This window comes from Enterococcus asini ATCC 700915 (genome assembly GCF_000407365.1).
In the GTDB taxonomy this organism is placed as follows: domain Bacteria; phylum Bacillota; class Bacilli; order Lactobacillales; family Enterococcaceae; genus Enterococcus_C; species Enterococcus_C asini.
The window spans coordinates 305554-324041 of the sequence record NZ_ASVU01000001.1 but is presented as its reverse complement, the minus strand read 5'-3'; the positions used below and the strand labels follow the sequence as shown (position 1 = coordinate 324041).

The 18488-nt window shown below is 46.3% G+C and carries 13 protein-coding genes and 1 riboswitch; of the genes, 9 read left to right on the top strand and 4 right to left on the bottom strand.

The genetic code is table 11. From position 1 onward, the window contains the following. Positions 1-67 precede the first annotated feature (67 nt). From I579_RS01600 to efp, 5 genes are all read left to right on the top strand, one after another. Positions 68-1849, top strand: coding sequence for a glycoside hydrolase family 13 protein (locus tag I579_RS01600; RefSeq protein WP_010752947.1), 1782 nt, complete (start codon positions 68-70; stop codon positions 1847-1849). A gap of 31 nt (positions 1850-1880) precedes the next feature. Then, entirely contained in the window at positions 1881-3512 is a 1632-nt protein-coding gene (locus tag I579_RS01595) for a glycoside hydrolase family 13 protein (RefSeq protein WP_010752948.1), read from the top strand. Further along, a complete protein-coding gene (locus I579_RS01590; RefSeq protein ID WP_010752949.1) occupies positions 3509-5143 on the top strand; it encodes a glycoside hydrolase family 13 protein in 1635 nt (544 codons plus the stop codon). Before I579_RS01595 ends, I579_RS01590 begins: the two co-directional genes overlap by 4 nt. A 116-nt stretch (positions 5144-5259) precedes the next feature. Continuing rightward, positions 5260-6195: a cation diffusion facilitator family transporter gene (locus tag I579_RS01585; RefSeq protein WP_010752950.1), complete on the top strand. Its 936-nt coding sequence runs from the start codon at positions 5260-5262 to the stop codon at positions 6193-6195. A gap of 116 nt (positions 6196-6311) precedes the next feature. After that, complete coding sequence (gene efp, locus I579_RS01580; protein WP_010752951.1) at positions 6312-6875, top strand: elongation factor P; 564 nt, start codon at positions 6312-6314, stop codon at positions 6873-6875. Between the two features lie 52 nt (positions 6876-6927). On the opposite strand, the gene I579_RS01575 is transcribed toward efp, so the two are convergent. The 3 genes from I579_RS01575 to I579_RS01565 form a co-directional block, all read right to left on the bottom strand. Further along, positions 6928-8118 (bottom strand): chloride channel protein, encoded by a 1191-nt coding sequence (locus I579_RS01575; protein WP_010752952.1) that lies wholly within the window; start codon positions 8116-8118, stop codon positions 6928-6930. A 58-nt stretch (positions 8119-8176) separates the two neighbouring features. Continuing rightward, a riboswitch (Fluoride riboswitch) is annotated at positions 8177-8251 on the bottom strand. A gap of 13 nt (positions 8252-8264) precedes the next feature. Then, entirely contained in the window at positions 8265-8588 is a 324-nt protein-coding gene (locus I579_RS01570) for a GIY-YIG nuclease family protein (RefSeq protein WP_010752953.1), read from the bottom strand. Next, a complete protein-coding gene (locus I579_RS01565; RefSeq protein WP_051091734.1) occupies positions 8575-9357 on the bottom strand; it encodes a tRNA1(Val) (adenine(37)-N6)-methyltransferase in 783 nt (260 codons plus the stop codon). Before I579_RS01565 ends, I579_RS01570 begins: the two co-directional genes overlap by 14 nt. A gap of 129 nt (positions 9358-9486) precedes the next feature. Between I579_RS01565 and I579_RS01560 the strand changes: the two genes are divergently transcribed. The 4 genes from I579_RS01560 to I579_RS01545 all read left to right on the top strand — a co-directional run bounded on the left by I579_RS01560 (position 9487) and on the right by I579_RS01545 (position 17687). Further along, on the top strand, positions 9487-10104 hold the full coding sequence (locus tag I579_RS01560; protein ID WP_010752955.1) for a lysophospholipid acyltransferase family protein: 618 nt from the start codon (positions 9487-9489) through the stop codon (positions 10102-10104). A 135-nt stretch (positions 10105-10239) separates the two neighbouring features. Then, positions 10240-11346 (top strand): exonuclease SbcCD subunit D, encoded by a 1107-nt coding sequence (locus tag I579_RS01555; protein ID WP_010752956.1) that lies wholly within the window; start codon positions 10240-10242, stop codon positions 11344-11346. A gap of 11 nt (positions 11347-11357) precedes the next feature. Next, positions 11358-14474: an AAA family ATPase gene (locus I579_RS01550; RefSeq protein WP_010752957.1), complete on the top strand. Its 3117-nt coding sequence runs from the start codon at positions 11358-11360 to the stop codon at positions 14472-14474. Positions 14475-14522: 48 nt separating this feature from the next. Continuing rightward, positions 14523-17687 carry a DEAD/DEAH box helicase gene (locus I579_RS01545; RefSeq protein WP_010752958.1) on the top strand — a complete coding sequence of 1055 codons (3165 nt, stop codon included), beginning with the start codon at positions 14523-14525 and terminating at the stop codon, positions 17685-17687. Positions 17688-17732: 45 nt separating this feature from the next. Here the strand turns inward: I579_RS01545 and I579_RS01540 are convergent, their stop codons facing one another. Beyond that, positions 17733-18458 (bottom strand): HAD family hydrolase, encoded by a 726-nt coding sequence (locus tag I579_RS01540; protein WP_010752959.1) that lies wholly within the window; start codon positions 18456-18458, stop codon positions 17733-17735. Between the last annotated feature and the right edge of the window lie 30 nt (positions 18459-18488).

Here is an 18488-nt window from a genome sequence, read left to right as displayed (position 1 = left end):
TTCTTGAACTGGAACTGTGATTGTGCCATAATGATGCTGAAAAATGATTTTGAGAGGAGTATCACCTATGAATACAGCCGCGCTTTATCATCGACCTGAAAGTGAATTCGCTTTCCTCTATACAAACGATACATTGCGGATCCGTCTGCGGACCGCCAAAGGAGATTTGAAGCAAGCCTATTTGCTTCATGGAGACACCTACACCATCAATGCCGAAGACTGGTGTCAAGAACCGCTGGCCATGAAGCGCTATCTCTCGACTAATGTGCATGATTACTGGATCTGTGAAACCGGCGCACCTTTTAAGCGTTTGGCTTATGGCTTTCACTTAATCGGCGCAGACAATACGGAAGTCTTTTACGGAGATCATGGGGTCTTGCCTTACACAGAGGAAATGTTAGCCATGCCCAATAATTATTTCCGCCTACCTTATTTTCATGAAATCGATCGGTTTCACGTGCCGGAATGGGCGAAAAAGACGGTTTGGTATCAAATCTTCCCTGAGCGTTTTGCCAATGGAGATACAAGTAATGATCCAGCAGGGACGCTTCCTTGGGGATCAAAAGCGCCAGATCGACAAGATTTTTTTGGCGGGGATTTACAAGGTATCTTGGATCATTTGGATCACTTAGAGGCGCTAGGGGTCAACGGAATTTATTTTTGTCCGATTTTTGAGGCATACTCCAATCATAAATACGACACGATTGACTACTTAAAGGTGGACCCGGCTTTTGGTGACGAAGCCTTACTGAAAAAATTGATTCAAGAATGCCACGAGCGGGGGATCAAGGTCATGTTGGATGCGGTCTTTAATCATATGGGAGATACTTCGCCTCAGTGGCAAGATGTTATCAAAAATGGCGCAGATTCTCCTTATGCGGACTGGTTTCATATTCATGAGTTTCCTGTAAGTTACACACCGGGAGATGATTTTGAAGAAGCCAAAGATTTGACCTACGATGTTTTCGCCTTTACGCCTCATATGCCGAAACTCAACACGGCCAATCCCGAAGTCCAAGAATACCTCTTGCATATTGCGAAGTATTGGATTGAAGAATTCGACATCGATGCTTGGCGCCTTGATGTGGCCAATGAAGTGGATCATCACTTTTGGAAGAGATTCCGCCAAGTCTGTGATGAGACCAAAGGGGATTTTTATATTTTAGGAGAGATTTGGCATTCGTCTCAGGCTTGGCTCCAAGGAGACGAGTTCCATGGAGTGATGAACTACGCCTACATGGATGCTATTAAAGACTACTTTGTCAAAGGCATTATCTCCATGGAACAAATGATTGCCGAAATCAACCAACAGTTGATGCTCTATCGGGATCAAACCAATCAAGTGCAGTTCAATGTCTTGGACTCCCATGATACGCCACGGATCTTAACGGAAGCGCAAGGGGACAAGGACTTGATGAAGCAAGTCACGGCCTTTACTTATTTGCAGCCAGGAGTTCCTTGTGTCTATTACGGGGATGAATACGCCATGACCGGGGAAATGGATCCGGATTGTCGCAAGTGTATGGTTTGGGATTCGGATGAACAGGATCAAGATATGTTCCAATTTTTCCAAGACTTGATTGCCTTTCGAAAAGACTGGCAACCGATTTTAGCGGCAGGAGAAATGCAGTGGGACGTAGTGGATGTAGAGGCTGGCTTGATTCGCCTTAGTCGTAGAACACCCGAAGGAATCATCAGCGGGGTCTTTCACACGGGAGAAACTGGAACTGAAGCTTGCTCTGTGGCGCTTTCAGGGAAACTCTTGGTGAGTAATTTAGCCGTGATAGGTGATCAAGAAGTACTACTTTCGCCAAAAGGTTTCGTGATTTTTGCGGAGACTTCAAAATAAGGAAAGAGTCAGTTGGATAGGAGGATATTTCATGGCAACACATTGGTGGCAAGAGGTAGTCGTGTATCAAGTCTACCCGCGGAGTTTTTATGACACAGACGGAGATGGCATCGGAGATTTACAAGGGATTATCGCAAAACTGGATTATTTAGCGGAGTTGGGCATCGGGGCGATTTGGTTGTCGCCGGTGTACCAATCGCCAAATGATGATAACGGTTACGATATTTCTGATTATCAAAATATCATGGCTGAGTTTGGTACCATGGCGGATATGGATCAGTTGATTCAAGAAGCGAAGCGTCGGAATATCGAAATTGTTATGGATTTGGTGGTAAATCACACCTCAGATGAGCATCCTTGGTTTGTGGATGCCAAAAAAGGCAAGGAAAGTCCTTACCGTGATTACTACGTTTGGAGCGATCCGGCCGCAGATGGAGGCGTGCCCAATGGTTTGATTTCCAATTTTTCAGGGAGCGCATGGACATTAGATGAAGCCAGTGGTCAGTATTACTTGCATCTCTTTAGTAAAAAACAACCGGATTTAAATTGGACCAATCCTCAATTGCGTCAAGAAGTCTATGACATGATGAACTACTGGATCGACAAAGGCATTGGTGGCTTTCGGATGGATGTCATTGATTTGATCGGCAAGATTCCGGAAAAAGAAATCATCGGCAACGGGCCAAAACTTCATGACTACTTACAGGAGATGAATCGAGCAACATTTGGCGACAAAGAACTGTTAACCGTGGGGGAAACTTGGGGTGCCACTCCAGAAAATGCCAAACTCTACTCGGATCCTAAGCGTCACGAGTTGTCCATGGTCTTTCAGTTTGAACACGTGATGCTAGATCAAGAACCGGGCAAGACTAAATGGGACTTAGCGCCTTTGCCTTTAAATGAGTTAAAAGTAGCCTTGGCTCGCTGGCAAACGGAATTAGGCACGGAAGGCTGGAACTCACTTTTCTGGGAAAATCACGATTTGCCCCGGGTGATTTCTCGCTGGGGCAATGACCAAGAGTACCGAGAAGCTTCCGGTAAGTTTTTTGCGATTATCCTTCATCTGATGAAAGGCACCCCTTATATTTACCAAGGGGAAGAAATCGGGATGACCAATGCTCCGGTAACGGACATTGGCCAAGTGGCGGATATCGAAAGTATCAATCTCTATCATGAACGGTTGGCCCAGGGCTACTCGAAAGAAGCGATTTTGGAATCCATCAATCGCAAAGGTCGGGACAATGCACGTACGCCAATGCAATGGGATGATAGTGAAAATGCCGGCTTTACTACTGGTACTCCGTGGCTTGCGGTGAATCCAAATTACCGTGAAATCAACGTGGCCCAAGCGTTAGCCGATGAGAATTCCTTGTTTTACACCTATCAAAAGCTGATTCAATTGCGCAAAGATCATCCCCTGGTTGTTTGGGGAGATTTTGAACTTTTGGATACGGCACCGGAGTTATTTGCTTATGTGCGCCGGTATGAAGGGCAGACTTGGCTAGTGGTGGGAAACTTCTCCAATGAAAACCTGGCCTTGGACTTACCTGGTTATCAAGTAGTAGAGACGCTGATTCATAATTATCCAGGAGAGATCGGGGAACTGACCAATCGCCAGTTGGCTCCCTGGGAAGCCATGGTAGTCGCGGTGACGGAATCATGACGGCGGCGAATAGTTGGTGGAAAAACGCGGTGGGCTACCAAATCTATCCCCGGAGTTTTTATGATAGCAATGGCGACGGTATCGGGGATTTGCAAGGAATCATCCAAAAACTGCCATACTTAAAAGAATTAGGCGTGGACTTTATTTGGCTCAATCCCATTTACACTTCTCCAAATGTGGACAATGGCTATGATATTTCAGATTACCAAGGAATTCAGGCAGAGTATGGTACCATGGCGGATTTTCAAGAACTCTTGCGAAGTGCCCACGAGCTCGGTCTGAAATTGATTTTGGATCTGGTGGTCAATCATACCAGTGATCAACATCCATGGTTTTTAGCCGCTAAAGCAGACAAGGACAGTCCATATCGAGATTACTACCACTGGCAAAGTGCCACGGAAGCAAAAGCACCGAATGAGTGGCAAAGCTTTTTCGGCGGTTCCACTTGGACGTATGATCCAGAAAGCGGGGAAAGTTATTTTCATGTCTTTGCTCCGGAACAACCGGATGTGAACTGGCGGAATGAGCGACTGCGAAAAGAAATGTATCAAATGATCGACTGGTGGTTGGAGCTGGGGATTGATGGGTTTCGTCTAGATGCTATTAGTCATATTCAAAAAGAACCTTGGGATTTCAAAATTACAGACAATCCCTGGGCACCTTTTATGAACGTGACGGGAATCGACGACTACATGGTGGAACTTCAAGCAATTTTCGACAAGCATCAAGCCATGACCGTGGGAGAAGCTAGCGGGGTATCCAGTCGAGCGGCGGTTAATTGGACCAATGAAACTGGGTATTTGGACATGATTTTTGAGTTGGAACACAATGTGCGCCAAGGCTTGCCGGGGGAAGAACGAATCAATGTCCTAGGTTTTAAGAAAGTTCTCGCTCGTTGGCAAAAGCACTTGGAATGGTCGGGATGGAATGCCTTGTACGTGGAAAACCACGACAATCCTCGGATTAATTCTATTCTAGGCAATGAAACGCCCCAGTCCGCCAAGGCGATTGCTGTTTGTTACTTGTTGTTAAAAGGCACGCCTTTTATTTACCAAGGACAAGAATTGGGAATGACGAATTTTCCTTTTACTGAGATTGATCAAGTAGATGCTAAGGATTCCCACAATCAGTACCGCTTGCTTTTGGCAGCCGGACATAGCCCGGAAGAAGCCTTGCAGTTGACGACTCATTGGACCCGAGACCACGCGCGTACACCTATGCAGTGGGATGATGAAGTAAATGCTGGCTTTACCAGCGGCACCCCGTGGCTTGGTGTGAATCCAAATTACTCAAGGATTAATGTTGCAAAAGAGTCCCATGAGTCAGATTCGGTTTTGCACTTTTATCAAAAACTGCTCGCTTTTCGTAAAGAACATGAGACCTTTGTGGAGGGAAGTTTTGATTTAGTCGCGGCTAATGATCCAGATATCTTTGCTTATGTTCGGCAAGATGGGCGAGAAAGCTTCCTAGTTCTCGTGAATTTATCAGATAATGCCCGGACGTTAACAATGAAACAAGCCTTGCTGAACAAAGAGTATCAGTATGTCTTTGGCAATGGCGAGCGTAAAAAACTCACAAAAAAAATGCACTTTGAACCATACGAAGCCCTTGTTTTTCAAGGAATAGGATAAAAAAGAGTCTGTTCGGCCCGGGTCGGACAGACTCTTTTGCGGTTTACAGGTGTTATCTCAGGATTTTTTTGAACTATCCCGTATAATAAAGGAGAATCTAGAAGGAGTGAGCGAGGATGGAAAAGAAAAGCAATGGCATGATGGCGGTAATTGCTGCTTTAGTGGCCAATATTTTAGTCGCCATTAGTAAATTTGTCGGCTATCTTTTAAGTGGTAGTGCGGCCATGTTGAATGAATCAATCCACAGTGTGGTGGACTGTGGCAACCAAGCCCTATTACTAGTAGGGGACAAGCGGGCTGGACGCAGACAAAGCGAGCTGCACCAGTTTGGAGAAGGGCGGGCCAAGTACTTCTTTAGTACGATTGTGGCTACTATGCTCTTTTTCGGTGGTGGCGCGCTAGGGGTCATGGAGGCCGGAGAAAAACTCTTTCACCCAGCCCATGAGGTAGGCAATCAAGGAATCGTCATTGTCATTTTGCTCTTTGGGATGGTAGTGGAAGGGAGCTCCTTACGAGTCGCCTTGAAAGAAATCCGTGAATTGAACAAAGAAAAATTGCCTTTGTTTCGCTTTTTACGGGAAAGCCGTCATAGTGAAATTTTGATTATCTTTACGGAAGACTTTTGTGCGGTGATTGGGTTGCTCTTGGCTTTGTGTGGCACCTTGTTGACCATGGCGACGGGAAATGCCTTTTTCGATGCCTTTAGCGGTTTGTTGATTGGTCTTTTGCTGATGTTTGCGGCACTGTTCTTGGCGCGGGAATTTTACAGCCTGATTGTTGGGGAAAGTGTTACGGCCAGTGATTTGGCGAAAATCAAAGAAGCGTTTGTGCGACCAGAGGTGAAACGCTTGATTGATTTGAAGACTTTGCACTTGTCAGCAGATGAAGTCATGATTGCTGCCAAAATTGACCTGGTGGATCAAGAAGAAGGGTCTGCTTATCGGATTATCAATGAAATCGAAGCCACCATCCGTCAGGCTTTATCCGATAAGAAAGCCTATATCTATATCGAAGTCGACGAATACCAAGTCGATTACCATCCTCATAAATAACAATCGTCTTAACGGTTTGAGCTAGTTTTCCGAAAGAAATCTGGGCAAAAGGTGGCGTAGTTAGCGGGCTTTTGCTAAAATGGACGAGGACTATTGAATAGGAAAGAAGGATTAACATGATTTCAGCAAGTGATTTGCGTGCCGGGATGACTTTCATCCAAGACGGGAAATTGATTAAAGTATTAGAAGCGAGCCATCATAAACCAGGAAAAGGGAACACCGTAATGCGTATGAAATTACGCGATGTTCGTAGCGGTGCCACTTACGATACAACTTTGAGACCGGATGAAAAATTCGAAAAAGCACACATCGATACAAAGAACGTACAATACTTGTACACCATGGACGACATGGGCTTCTTCATGGATACCGAGTCTTACGAACAATACGAAATTCCTTTGGATACCATTGCCGACGAGATGAAATACATCTTGGAAAATATGGAAGTGAAGATTCAATTTTACGGTAGCGAAGTGATTGGGGTGCAATTACCATCCACAGTTGTTTTGCGCGTCGTAGAAACCCAACCTTCAATTAAAGGTGCGACAGTTACCGGTTCTGGTAAACCAGCAACGATGGAAACTGGCCTAGTGGTGAACGTACCGGACTTTGTCGAAGTAGACGAATTACTAGAAGTCAACACGGCTGAAGGTACTTATGTAAAACGGGCAGGAAAATAAACAAAGTAAAAGCGGGCAATCTTGGTTGAATCAAGATTGTCCGCTTTTTTTTTTAGAAATGTTTCTGCAGGGAGTAGATGGTTTGTCCGCGACTGAAAACAGCGGCTACGGCACAAACGATGAAAAAGTAAGGCAGATAGGCAAAGCCAAAGACTTCTCCGCCGATAAAAATCGGTGCTAAGAGCGTGCTCGTGGCACTACCAAAGACCGCCGCATACCCTAAAGCCGCCACAAAGACCAAAGGCAGCCCCAATAAATGCGCCAAGACGATGCCTAAAGTTGCCCCAATGGTGAACAATGGGGTCACCTCGCCGCCTAAGAAGCCAACGCTAATGGTTAAGACTGTGAGCAGGAGTTTTAAAAGCCAGTCATAAAAGTAGATGGTTTCATTATGAAAACTCATGTCGATTAAATTGGTACCCAGACCGGAGTAGCGTCCTTGATACAAAGCCAACATACAAAGGCTGATAACCACGCCCCCGATGCCGATGCGTTTAACCGGATCGGGAATCTTGTTTTGAAAGACGGCCTTGCCCCAGCTGAGTAACTTGGCAAACAACCCACCGGTCAAACCAAAGAGGATGCCTAAGAGGATTAATTGTAAAAACAAGGTCCAAGTCAACTCAATGGGTACGTCTAAGGCAAAGGTGAATTTTTCCAGGCCTAAGCTGTGGGAGACGGTGCTCGCCACATAGGAGGCTACCAATGACTGAAGCAGTACTTCGTATTTTAATTTTCCCACCACCAAAAGTTCTAAGGCGAAAAAGGTGGCGGCAATTGGTGTTTGGAAGAGGCCGGCGAATCCGGCAGCCATCCCGATAACCACTAGATTGCTCTTGTGATTTTCTAAGTAAAATTGGCGACCAAACCAGTTGGACACGGTAGCCCCTAGCTGCACTGCGACGCCTTCACGACCCACACTGCCCCCAAATAAATGGGATAGCCAGGTACCAACCATGACAAAAGGAATCAGGCGTAGGGGAATTTCGTCTTCTTCCTCGTGACCTACGAGAAAGACTTGCCCCATACCTCGGAGACTTTTGCCACCGTATTTTTGATAGAGGGCCATAAAGAGCATCCCGGCAATGGCCAAAAAAGGAATTAAGTAGAAAAAGTGCTGGCCACGAAAATCTGTGACAAATAATAGTACCCGGCCAAAAAGAGCGTCTAGGGCTCCGACTAAGAGTCCGATTATCAGGCTGAACAGTAGGAGTAGACCTTTTTGTTGCCATTGTTTGTTCATGTACATAACCTCGCTTTTCATTTATTAGGGAAAAACGCAAAAAATGACCCCTGCCAAAACTGAGGCAGAAGTCATTAGCAAGTTCATTGCGGTTTCAGTAAAAACTGAGGGAGACATCATTCCCCTATTAACAGAGAAAGTATCTCTTACTCGGCCTTTTTTGTCAAGAAATTCTGCTGGTCCGAAAGGCTTGGGGCGCAATTTTCTGCAAGATGCTCTTTTAAATAGCGTTCCTTTTGCCCACGAGACAAGCGCTTAAAAGCGGCTTCTGCCCGGGTAGCCTCCACCCGGGTGGCAAAGCGCTCGGCATGAATCATCTGCAAAGGCCGGCGACTAGCCGGGTGGGTGTACTTGGCACCTTTACCGGAATTGTGTTCATAAAAGCGACGCAACAAATCCGTGGTATAGCCACCGTAAAAGCTTCGATCTTTGCAATGAAGGACGTAAAAATAATGCTCACTGGCGACCATAAAGCAGCTCCTTAATAGCAGGCGTGTAGGTGCCATCACTGCCATAGGTGATTAAAGGCGGAGCGACTTTAAAGCCATCGGTCTTGCCATCTTTAATGCCTTCGATTAATAGAATATTGGCGTCTTTGCCAGCTTTCGGATAGACGAATTGGGCACGCTTTGGGGCAATGCGATAGTCCTGCATCACTTGCAAGATTTCCAAGAAACGCTCCGGCCGATGAACCATAGCAAAGCGTCCGTTCATTTTTAAAAGTTGGCTGGAGACTTTTACTACATCTTCTAAGCTAGCGTGGATTTCGTGTCGGGCTATAGCCAAATGGGGATTAGGATTTTTGCTATTGGTAGGCAAGTCCTTGAAGTAAGGGGGATTGCACAACAAAAGATCCACCGAGTCGCTTGGAATTACTTGTAAGCTATCCTTTAGATTGAGTTGATGCACGGTAATCTGGTCTTCCAAGTGATTCAAAGCCACGCTTCTTTGGGCCATGTCTGCCAGTCGTTCTTGTAGTTCAATCATTTCAATCGCACCTTGGGTTTTGCCAGCGATAAATAAGCCTACCGCTCCATTACCGGCACATAGATCCACAATCTTTCCCCGTTTGGGAATCCGCGGAAAATTGGCTAATAAGACCGCGTCCAAGGAAAAGGAAAAGACTTCAGGACTTTGAATGATTTGGACGTTTTGAGCATAGAGTTGATCGATGCGTTCACCGGGTTGTAAGGTCACGGGGCCGCCTCCTAATCTTGTAATTTTGTTTAGAGTTTTCATTGTCAGGGTACATTTTCAGCAAGTTGTATTATACTATTGACTGCCCTGAGAAGCAAAATGGAAAAAGCACTTGCCACTTGGGGAAAAGTTTTGCATACTAAAAGATATGAATGTAGGAAGGAAGATCCCATGTTTTATTCGTTTATTCGCGGATTGGTGCGAGTGTTGCTGCTCTTGTTGAACGGGCGGGCGGATTTTCAAAACCGTCAAGCACTCCCTAGTCAAGCCAATTATATTTTAGTCGCGCCACACCGAACTTGGTGGGACCCCTTATACATGGCGCTAGGGGCCTCTCCCAAGAAGTTTGCCTTTATGGCCAAAGAAGAGCTGTTTAAAAATCCCATTTTGCGTTTTATTTTGGTGCATTGCAATGCCTTTCCCGTAGACCGGGACAAGCCGGGACCAAGTGCGGTGAAAACACCGATTAAGCTTTTGAAAAATACCGAGTTAGGCTTGGTGATGTTTCCCAGTGGGACCCGTCATTCTTCGGAATTAAAAGGCGGCATGGCTTTGATTGCCAAAATGGCCAAAGTGCCCATCGTGCCTTGTGTCTATCAAGGGCCGGTGACCTTTAAAGGGTTGTTGGCGCGGAAAAAAGTCGTGACTCGCTTTGGCGACCCGATTGACATTTCTGATATTAAGAAGATGGATAAAGCCGGTTTAGCGGAAGTGGAGCGCCGGATTCAAAGCGCCTTTGATGCCTTGGATCAAGAAATCGATCCCAACTTTACCTATCACGCAAAATAAGCATCGGTCGGACCTCCCTTTTGAGGAGGTCCGACTTTTTTGTTGTTCTCGACAGCTTCTTTCCAGCGAACCCGGCGAGGCTTGGCAAAAAGTGATATAATGGCGAGAAGGAGTTTTTTTGAAAGGACTGAGAGGATGCGCTTTTTGCATACGGCAGACTGGCATGTGGGCAAGAAATTCAATGGCTACGATCTGTTAGCGGATCAAGGGAAGATTCTCGATCAGATTACAGCGATTGCGTTGCGAGAAAAAGTGGAGGCGGTGGTGATTGCCGGAGACTTGTACGATCGCACGGTGCCCCCGGTAGAAGCGGTGGCGCTACTAAATCAAAAAATTCAACACTTGAACTTACAAGAACAATTACCGGTTTTAGCCATTTCCGGCAACCATGACAGTGGCACGCGACTAGCCACGGGAAGTCCTTGGTATACACAAACCGATTTTTACTTACATACAAACTTGGAACAAGCTTTTACTCCGGTCGTTTTAGGAGATACGCAATTCTTTTTGCTGCCTTATTTTGAGCCCATCGCCGCTCGACTGTATTTTGACGAAGAAGTTCGCAGCATCCAAGAAGCCATGGAGCTAGTGATTGCTAAAATCAAGAGCGCCTTTGATCCCAAACTCCGCCATGTCTTAGTGACGCATTTTTTTGTGGCGGGTTCGTTACGCAGTGATTCGGAAACGAAGATCGAAGTCGGGGGCTTGGACAGCGTACCGGCGGAATTATTGGCCGACTTTGATTATGTGGCGCTAGGTCATCTTCATGGACGCAATGCTTTGCAACACCCGACGATTCAATACAGCGGCTCACCTTTGAAATTCTCCTTATCCGAGGCCCATCAGGAAAAAGGTGTTTTTCTCGTGGATACTACAGCGGGTACTCGACATTTTATCCCTTTGGTGCCGGAACACGAGGTCCGGATATTGGAGGCTTCTTATGAAGAACTGCTAGACCCGGTCTTTTATCAAAACCAACAGCGGGAAGACTTTTTGCAAATCAAGTTGACCAATCGGGGCGTGATTCCCAATTTGATGAATACTTTACGAGGCATTTATCCCCGGATTTTAGGTCTGGAACGCACTGCCGGTATCGAGCGTTCGACGGAGATTAAGCAGACAGAAAGTCAGTCCCCGGAACAAGTGATGGCGGATTTTTTCTATGAGATGACGCAGGAAAAATTGACCAAACAACAAAGCCAGTGGCTAGAAGACAGCCTTGGGGCACAAAATCAAGAGTAGGAGGAGCAAGTTTGCAACCACAGAAACTAAGGATGAAGAATTTTGGACCTTTTATCGATGAAACCGTAGATTTTCGGGTTTTCGATGGCCAAGGCCTCTTTTTAATCAGTGGGAAAACCGGCGCCGGTAAGACGACGATTTTTGATGCCATGACCTATGCTTTGTTTGGTCAGACCTCGGGAAAACTGCGCTCCCCTAAAGAAATGCGTTCGAGTTTTGCTGTGGCCAGTGAGGCTACGGAGGTCTCGTTTACCTTTGAACACGGGGGCTTTGCCTATGAAATCACTCGGCGCCCAGAACAAGTTTTGACTCGCACACGAGGGGAAGGACTGGCGAAAAAAGCAGCAAAAACCAGTCTCGTAATCTTTGATGATCAAGGTCAGGAAAAAGAGCAATTAACCAAGGGCGTGGACAAGTACATCCAAGACTTGTTACATCTCACGGCAGACCAGTTTTTTAAGATTATCATGTTGCCCCAAGGAGAGTTTCGCAATTTCTTGGTAGCTTCTAGTCTGGAAAAAGAACAAGTTTTGCGCAAGCTCTTTGACACCCAACTGTATCAAGACGTAACTGATTGGCTGAAAGATCAGGCAGCCGCTGGAACAGAAGCTCTAGAAGTTTTGTCTGTGAAAGCTACCACGGTGGCGGAACACTTTCAATGGGAACAACCGCAAACGGTAACTTCTTGGAGGGAATTGCCAGACTTGTGGCAAACAGATTTAGCTAGCTTACAAGACAAAATCAGTGATCTGGAACCAGCGGTGTCTTCTGCCCAAGCAGCTGAAAAAGTAGCGGAGCAAGCCTTTTACCAAGGCAAGGAATTGCAAGGATTCTTTGATGAACAAGTCGAGTTAGACATTCAAGCTAAAGAGTTAGCCGAAAAAGCGCCCGAGATTTTAGATATGCAAAAAGAGATTGCAGCCTTAACCTGGGCTCAGTCCAATCAACATCTTTTACGCGAGCTGGACCAAAGCCAAAGCACCTGTGAAGGCTACGAAAAACAAGTTGCAGCTTCAAAGACCCAGTTGCAGTCGCTAGCAGAACAGCTAGCGGCTTGGGAAGCAGAAAAGACCACTTTACAATCAGCGGAAGCAACATTGGCCCAAGAGCAAAAAGAGCTGACACAAAAAGAATTATTATTGCCCGTGGCCCAGCAGCATGAACGGTTGACTGATGAAGTTTCAGCGGTTAGACAAACTTTGAAACAATTCGCTCAGGTGCAAGACAAGTTAACAAAGCAGCAAAACGATTTGGCCAAAGAGCAGGAAAAGCTAAAGTCTCTTGTGGGCGAGGCGCAGGCATTACAAAGTAAAAAACTGCAACTGACCCAGCTAGCACCATTGAAAGAGCGCTTGGTTCAATTGACCAAAGAGCAAGAGGATTTGGCTCAAGAAATCAGTGAGAAAACAGTGGCCAGCGATGGTCAACGGCAAAAAGCTCAAGCGTTGGCAGAACAAGCGGCGACTATCAAAGCCGAGCTCTTACAAGTAAAAAGTCGGCAGGCGGCGTTGATGATCGCCAAGCTATCGCAAGATTTATTGCCTGGGGAGCCTTGTCCGGTCTGCGGTTCACGGGAACATCCCGCCCACCAAGTAACGGAGCTACCCACAGTAGATTTCGGGGAAAATGAATCCCGGCTGACGCAATTAGAAACTCAGTGGCAGGAACTGAGTCAAGCCAGCACCTTGGCGTATGCCGAAATGGATCATTTAATCCAAGGAGTGGATCAGTTAGTTCGCCAAAAAGAACAGGGACTAACGGCTAGCCAAGAGATTTTGGCCCAATTTACGGCAGAGTTGGCACACTTTACTCAGGAAAAGCCCGGGGATGTAGCTACTAGTCTTGGATTATACGAAGAACTACAAGACCAGGTGACCAAAGCTTTGGCTGAAAGCGCCCAAGCAAAAGAGCAACTGGCAAGCCTAAGTGAGACGGTTGACCATTTGGCCACTGAAAAAGAACAACTGGCTCAGCAACAACAAGAAGCCCAGGCTCAAAAAAATCGCTTAGACGGGGAAATCACTAGCCTTAACCGACAGCTAGATGGTATTTCGTTAAGTGATTTACAAGAGGCAATCAAAAGCTTAGAGACAGAGATTCAGCTGAAAAACCAATGCTTGCAAGCTTTTGCACACAAAGGGACGCAATTGCAGCAAGAGCGGACTGCCTTAAGTGCTACGCTAACCCAGCAAACAGAGCAGGCGGCAAAAGCTCGTATCACGGCGGATACTGCGACAAAAGCAGTAGCAGATTGCTTAGCCCAAGCTCCCAGTCCCACCAGTGAAGCAGCGTTTCGAAACTTGGTGACAGGACTGGAGCAATTGGTGGTCTTACAAGAAACAGTCCGTAAGTACGAGCAACAACGGGATTATGTGACTCGCAGCCAAGAGAAAGTGACCCAGCGATTAGCCGACAAAGTGCCACCGGATTTGGCTACTTTAAGCGTAAAACAAGCAGAAGCCCAAGAGCAGACGACAAAATTGCGCAATCAACTGGCTAGCTGCCTGGCACAAAAGGAAAGCAACGAACAGATTCAGGCGCAACTAGTCCAGTTAATCAAAGAAAATGAAGCCTTAGTCGCTCGGCAAAGTGAACTGACTCAATTGACAGATACGATTAGCGGGAAAAATCGCTACAAGACGAGTCTGGAACGATATATTTTGCAAAAGTATCTCCAAGAAGTCTTGGTGGTGGCCAATGAACGCCTCTTGCGCTTAACCAAAGGACGCTACCAGTTTCAATTAGCGGAAAAAGATACTGGCGGCCGAGGGCAAAAGGGTTTGGACGTGGATATCTACGACGACAACTCCGGGCAGACGCGGCGGGTTCAGACCTTATCAGGGGGGGAGAGCTTTATCGCCGCTTTGGCCCTGGCTTTATCCTTAGCTGATGTGATTCAAAATCGCGCCGGGGGTATTCCCATTGAAGCCTTGTTTATCGACGAAGGCTTTGGTTCGCTAGACGAGGAGTCTTTGGAGATGGCCTTAGAAGCGTTGAGTATGATTGAGACGGAAGGCCGACTGATTGGTATCATCAGTCATGTGCAGGAGTTAAAAGAGCGGATTAGTCGCAAATTGTTGGTGAAAGCCCAAGGTACCGGGCAAAGTCGCATCGAATTGCAAGCATAGTGTGGCATAATAAAGAGTAAGTGGATTTGTAAATCGGAGGAACGGAAAATGAAATGGAGTATTCCAGAAAAGGTCATTGAACGTGGGCGTCAATATGTAAAAGAAGGCCGAGTCTTGTCGGTGACACCGGATGCAGGAAACAATGTCTGGCACGGGGAAGTCTTAGGCAGTGAGCTGTACTTGGTGGATTTAGATGCCACAGCCAAAGAAGAGGACTATTGCCAGTGTCTGTATTGGGAGGAGCACCATTACTGCAAGCACACGGTGGCAGTGGAACTCTATTTGCGCCAGGAAGGCAAGGGCCGGCGGATTAAAAGCGATGATTTGGTGAAAGCCGCTGACTTTTCCCCTTCAGAAATGTTTTCCAGTGGCTTTGCCCATGTGCGCAGTAGTCAAGGCAAGCAATTCCAAGCCTTGCAAGTACAATTTCAAATCGAAGCCATCGAGACCAATCCGTTTCATCCGGAGCTCTCGGTTTTAGGCATCTCGTTGAAACTAGGGAAGCGAGATCAAAGTCGGAATTATGTGGTAAAAAACATCTATCGCTTTTTACAAAGTTATCAAGAAGAAAAGAAACTATTGGTCAATAAGCAATACCAGTTTCAATTGGGCACAGAAGCCTTTACCCCCGACGAAAACAGTCTGTTGCAAGAGTTGGCTGGCTTAGCTGCCACTCAGGAATTAATCGGGCAGACGGGAATTTTAAACAAGGGCAAGCTAGACAAGAAATATTTGATGTTGCCGGTAGCTTTAGGCCGTCACTTATTGGAGGCTATGAGTGAATTAGGTGGCATCTTGCAACTAGATACAGGCAAGATTTCCCCAATTGTCTTTCATGAAGGGACTCCTTTGCATTTTTCCGTGACAAAAGATGCAGAGGGTTTTCGCTTAACTTGTGACCGCCGTTTTGATGCTTTGTTCAGTCACTATCACTGGGGTGTGGTGGATCAGCAGTTGTATGCATTAACCCCGCGACAAGTGGAAATCAATCTGGTCTTGGAGCAATTACTAAAACGCCTCCCCACAGCAGAGATTCATTATCCGCAAAAGGAACTTTCCGTCTTGTTCATGCAGGTCTTGCCCTTATTGCGCCAGTTAGGGGAAGTGTCTGTAGAAGAGGTGGTCTATGACTATATCAGTGACCAACCCTTGACCGTCCAGTTTATTTTGCGGAAAAAACAAGGGAAAGTCCAAGTGCAATTGGATTATCAATACGGCACTGTAGTCTTTTCCAGTGATTCCAAACACACGAAAGAACCGGCAAAGGGTCAAGGAGAAGTCTTGCGAGACTATCAAAAAGAAGAACGGGCCCGACATCTTTTGCAACAGCTAGGCTATCGGCCGAATGATCGAGGCTTTGAAAAGGAACTGCCTTCTGGAATTGGCGTGTTTGATCTCTTTACTAAGGAAGTACCGGCCTTGCGTCAAATTGGGGAAGTCCTAATGGGGAAAAAGCTTCGGGAACTCTATCTCGATGCCAAAAATCATCCACCAAAACTCACGGTAGATCAAGAAGGGTCTTGGCTGGACATCCAGTTTGATATTTCTGGTATCGATCAAAAGGAAATCGACGCGGTTTTGGCGAGCTTATTGGCGAATGATCATTTTTACACTTTGGAAAATGGGCAAGTCATCACGTTTGATTCCGAGGAATATCAGGAAACCAGTAAAGCGCTGAAATCTTTACGGGAGCAGTTGACCAGCTCGCAAGGCCACGTGCAATTGCCTTTATCCCAAGGGCTTGCCTTGGAAGAACGCTTGGACAAAGACCATGTGACTTTTTCTGAAGCTTTTCATGGGATGGTGAAAGATTTACTTCATCCAGAAGAGTTTCCAGCAAAATTACCCGAGGGTTTAAACGCCGACTTGCGTTCGTATCAAGTAACCGGATTTCGCTGGTTAAAGATGTTGAGCCACTATCATTTTGGGGGCATTTTAGCCGATGAAATGGGGCTTGGGAAGACATTACAGGCAATCACGTATCTCTTGTCGGAAAAACAAGCGGGTGAATTACAAGGCTTGATTATCTCGCCGGCGTCATTGACTTATAACTGGCAACAGGAATTCCGTCGTTTTGCGCCGGAGTTGACCACGCAAGTCATCTCCGGAAATCAAAGCGAACGGCAACGACTTTTAGCTCAGCCGGCAGACGTGTACATCACTTCCTATGCCAGCTTGCGACAAGATATCGAAGTCTATCGGGAACGTTTCATCACCCATTTGATTTTGGATGAAGCGCAAATGGTGAAAAATAGTACCACCAAAACCGCTCACGCCTTGCGTTCACTGTCCATTGACAAGCGCTTTGCTTTAAGTGGTACGCCGATTGAAAACAACTTAGAGGAACTCTGGTCCTTGTTCCAAATGATCATGCCAGGTTTCTTCCCCACACGGCAGAAATTCCGGGAGCTAGCCACAGAAGAAGTAGCGAAAATGATTCGACCTTTCGTCTTGCGGCGGGATAAGAAGACTGTGCTCCACGACTTACAGGACAAGCGAGAACGGAATTATTACAGTGGTCTGACACCGGAGCAAAAAACGGTGTACTTGGCTTACTTGCATCAGATGCAAGAGCAGATCAATGGCATGGACTCTCAAGCTTTCCGGAAAAACCGCATTGGGATTTTAGCTGGGTTGACCCGCTTGCGGCAGATCTGTTGTGATCCGAAACTCTTTTTAAGCGACTACGAAGGCACTTCAGGAAAATTAGAGCAAGTGAAGGACTTAGTAGTGGCCGCTAAGGAAAATGGTCGCCGAATTCTACTCTTCTCCCAGTTCACCGGGATGCTGGACATCATTCAAGAAGAGTTCACCAAGCTTGGCTTAACGAGTTTCTACTTGCGCGGCTCCACACCGCCTAAAGAACGGATTGAAATGGTAGATGCCTTTAACGCTGGAGAGAAAGATGTTTTCTTGATTTCCTTGAAGGCTGGGGGGACCGGACTCAACTTAACCGGGGCAGATACAGTGATTCTTTACGATCTCTGGTGGAATCCTGCGGTGGAAGAACAAGCTGCCGGGCGCGCTCACCGGATTGGGCAACAAAAAGTGGTGGAAGTTTGGCGATTGATCGCAGAAGGAACGATTGAAGAGCGAATCGATTTGTTGCAAAACGAAAAACGAGAACTCTTCCAAAAAGTCATCAGCGGCAATGAAACCCAAATCCAACAATTGACAGAAGAAGACGTCCGCATGATTTTAAGCGGAGAATAAACAAAAAAAGACTGACGGCCAGAAAAGGCGCGTCAGTCTTTTTGTTTAGACAGTTAATGGTGTACAGATGTTGCAAATGGTTGGGTAAAGTTGGTCGAAGTCGTGAAGCTCGATATCGTAAATGGCTTCAGCGCCTTCTGGTAGGCAACGATCACGGTGGTTAAACCAGAGGGCTTGCCAGTTGCGACTCTTGGAGCCAACCACGTCGTTTTCAAAGCTATCTCCCACATATAGGGTGGTCTCTCCGTTCAAATCAAAGCGTTCTTCCGCTAATTGGAAGATGTCTGCTTCTGGTTTTTGGAAGCCAGTTGCTTGGGAGATTAGGATGTGTTCAGGACGAACCCATTTAAAGAGGCCTAACTGTTTGATTTTTTTAAACTGGTGATCGGTAGGGCCGTTGGTGATGATCCCCATGGGAACGCCGAGTTTTTTCAAGTAATCCAAGGTCTTTTTGACCTCGTCGTGCATGGTGATATGATCCAATTCGTTTTCGTAAATTGCTTGGAAAGCCAATGCGGTATCGTCGTCAATCGTCGGATAGCCTAAGTCTTTGAGAGATTGTTGGATACGGAAGTTACGCATGGTAACTAATTCCCATTCACCTGCTAAGACTTTTGGAAAAATCTCGTCACTGTGTACTCTAAAGCGGATGTACAGATCGTGCATATCCTCAGCTTGGAAGTCAGGAACGATTTGGTAAACGGCATTTCGGAAAGGTTGTTGCTGATCATAAAGAGTATCATCCACATCAAAAACGATTGCTTGAATCAAAATTTGCCACGCCTTTCAAATTTCAGTAAA

What these genes read in the sequence shown, in the direction of transcription:
- I579_RS01600 (WP_010752947.1), top strand. Translation starts at nt 68, where the DNA reads ATGAATACAGCCGCGCTTTATCATCGACCTGAAAGTGAATTCGCTTTC.
- I579_RS01595 (WP_010752948.1), top strand. Translation starts at nt 1,881, where the DNA reads ATGGCAACACATTGGTGGCAAGAGGTAGTCGTGTATCAAGTCTACCCG.
- I579_RS01590 (WP_010752949.1), top strand. Translation starts at nt 3,509, where the DNA reads ATGACGGCGGCGAATAGTTGGTGGAAAAACGCGGTGGGCTACCAAATC.
- I579_RS01585 (WP_010752950.1), top strand. Translation starts at nt 5,260, where the DNA reads ATGGAAAAGAAAAGCAATGGCATGATGGCGGTAATTGCTGCTTTAGTG.
- efp (WP_010752951.1), top strand. Translation starts at nt 6,312, where the DNA reads ATGATTTCAGCAAGTGATTTGCGTGCCGGGATGACTTTCATCCAAGAC.
- I579_RS01575 (WP_010752952.1), bottom strand. Translation starts at nt 8,118, where the DNA reads ATGAACAAACAATGGCAACAAAAAGGTCTACTCCTACTGTTCAGCCTG.
- I579_RS01570 (WP_010752953.1), bottom strand. Translation starts at nt 8,588, where the DNA reads ATGGTCGCCAGTGAGCATTATTTTTACGTCCTTCATTGCAAAGATCGA.
- I579_RS01565 (WP_051091734.1), bottom strand. Translation starts at nt 9,357, where the DNA reads ATGAAAACTCTAAACAAAATTACAAGATTAGGAGGCGGCCCCGTGACC.
- I579_RS01560 (WP_010752955.1), top strand. Translation starts at nt 9,487, where the DNA reads ATGTTTTATTCGTTTATTCGCGGATTGGTGCGAGTGTTGCTGCTCTTG.
- I579_RS01555 (WP_010752956.1), top strand. Translation starts at nt 10,240, where the DNA reads ATGCGCTTTTTGCATACGGCAGACTGGCATGTGGGCAAGAAATTCAAT.
- I579_RS01545 (WP_010752958.1), top strand. Translation starts at nt 14,523, where the DNA reads ATGAAATGGAGTATTCCAGAAAAGGTCATTGAACGTGGGCGTCAATAT.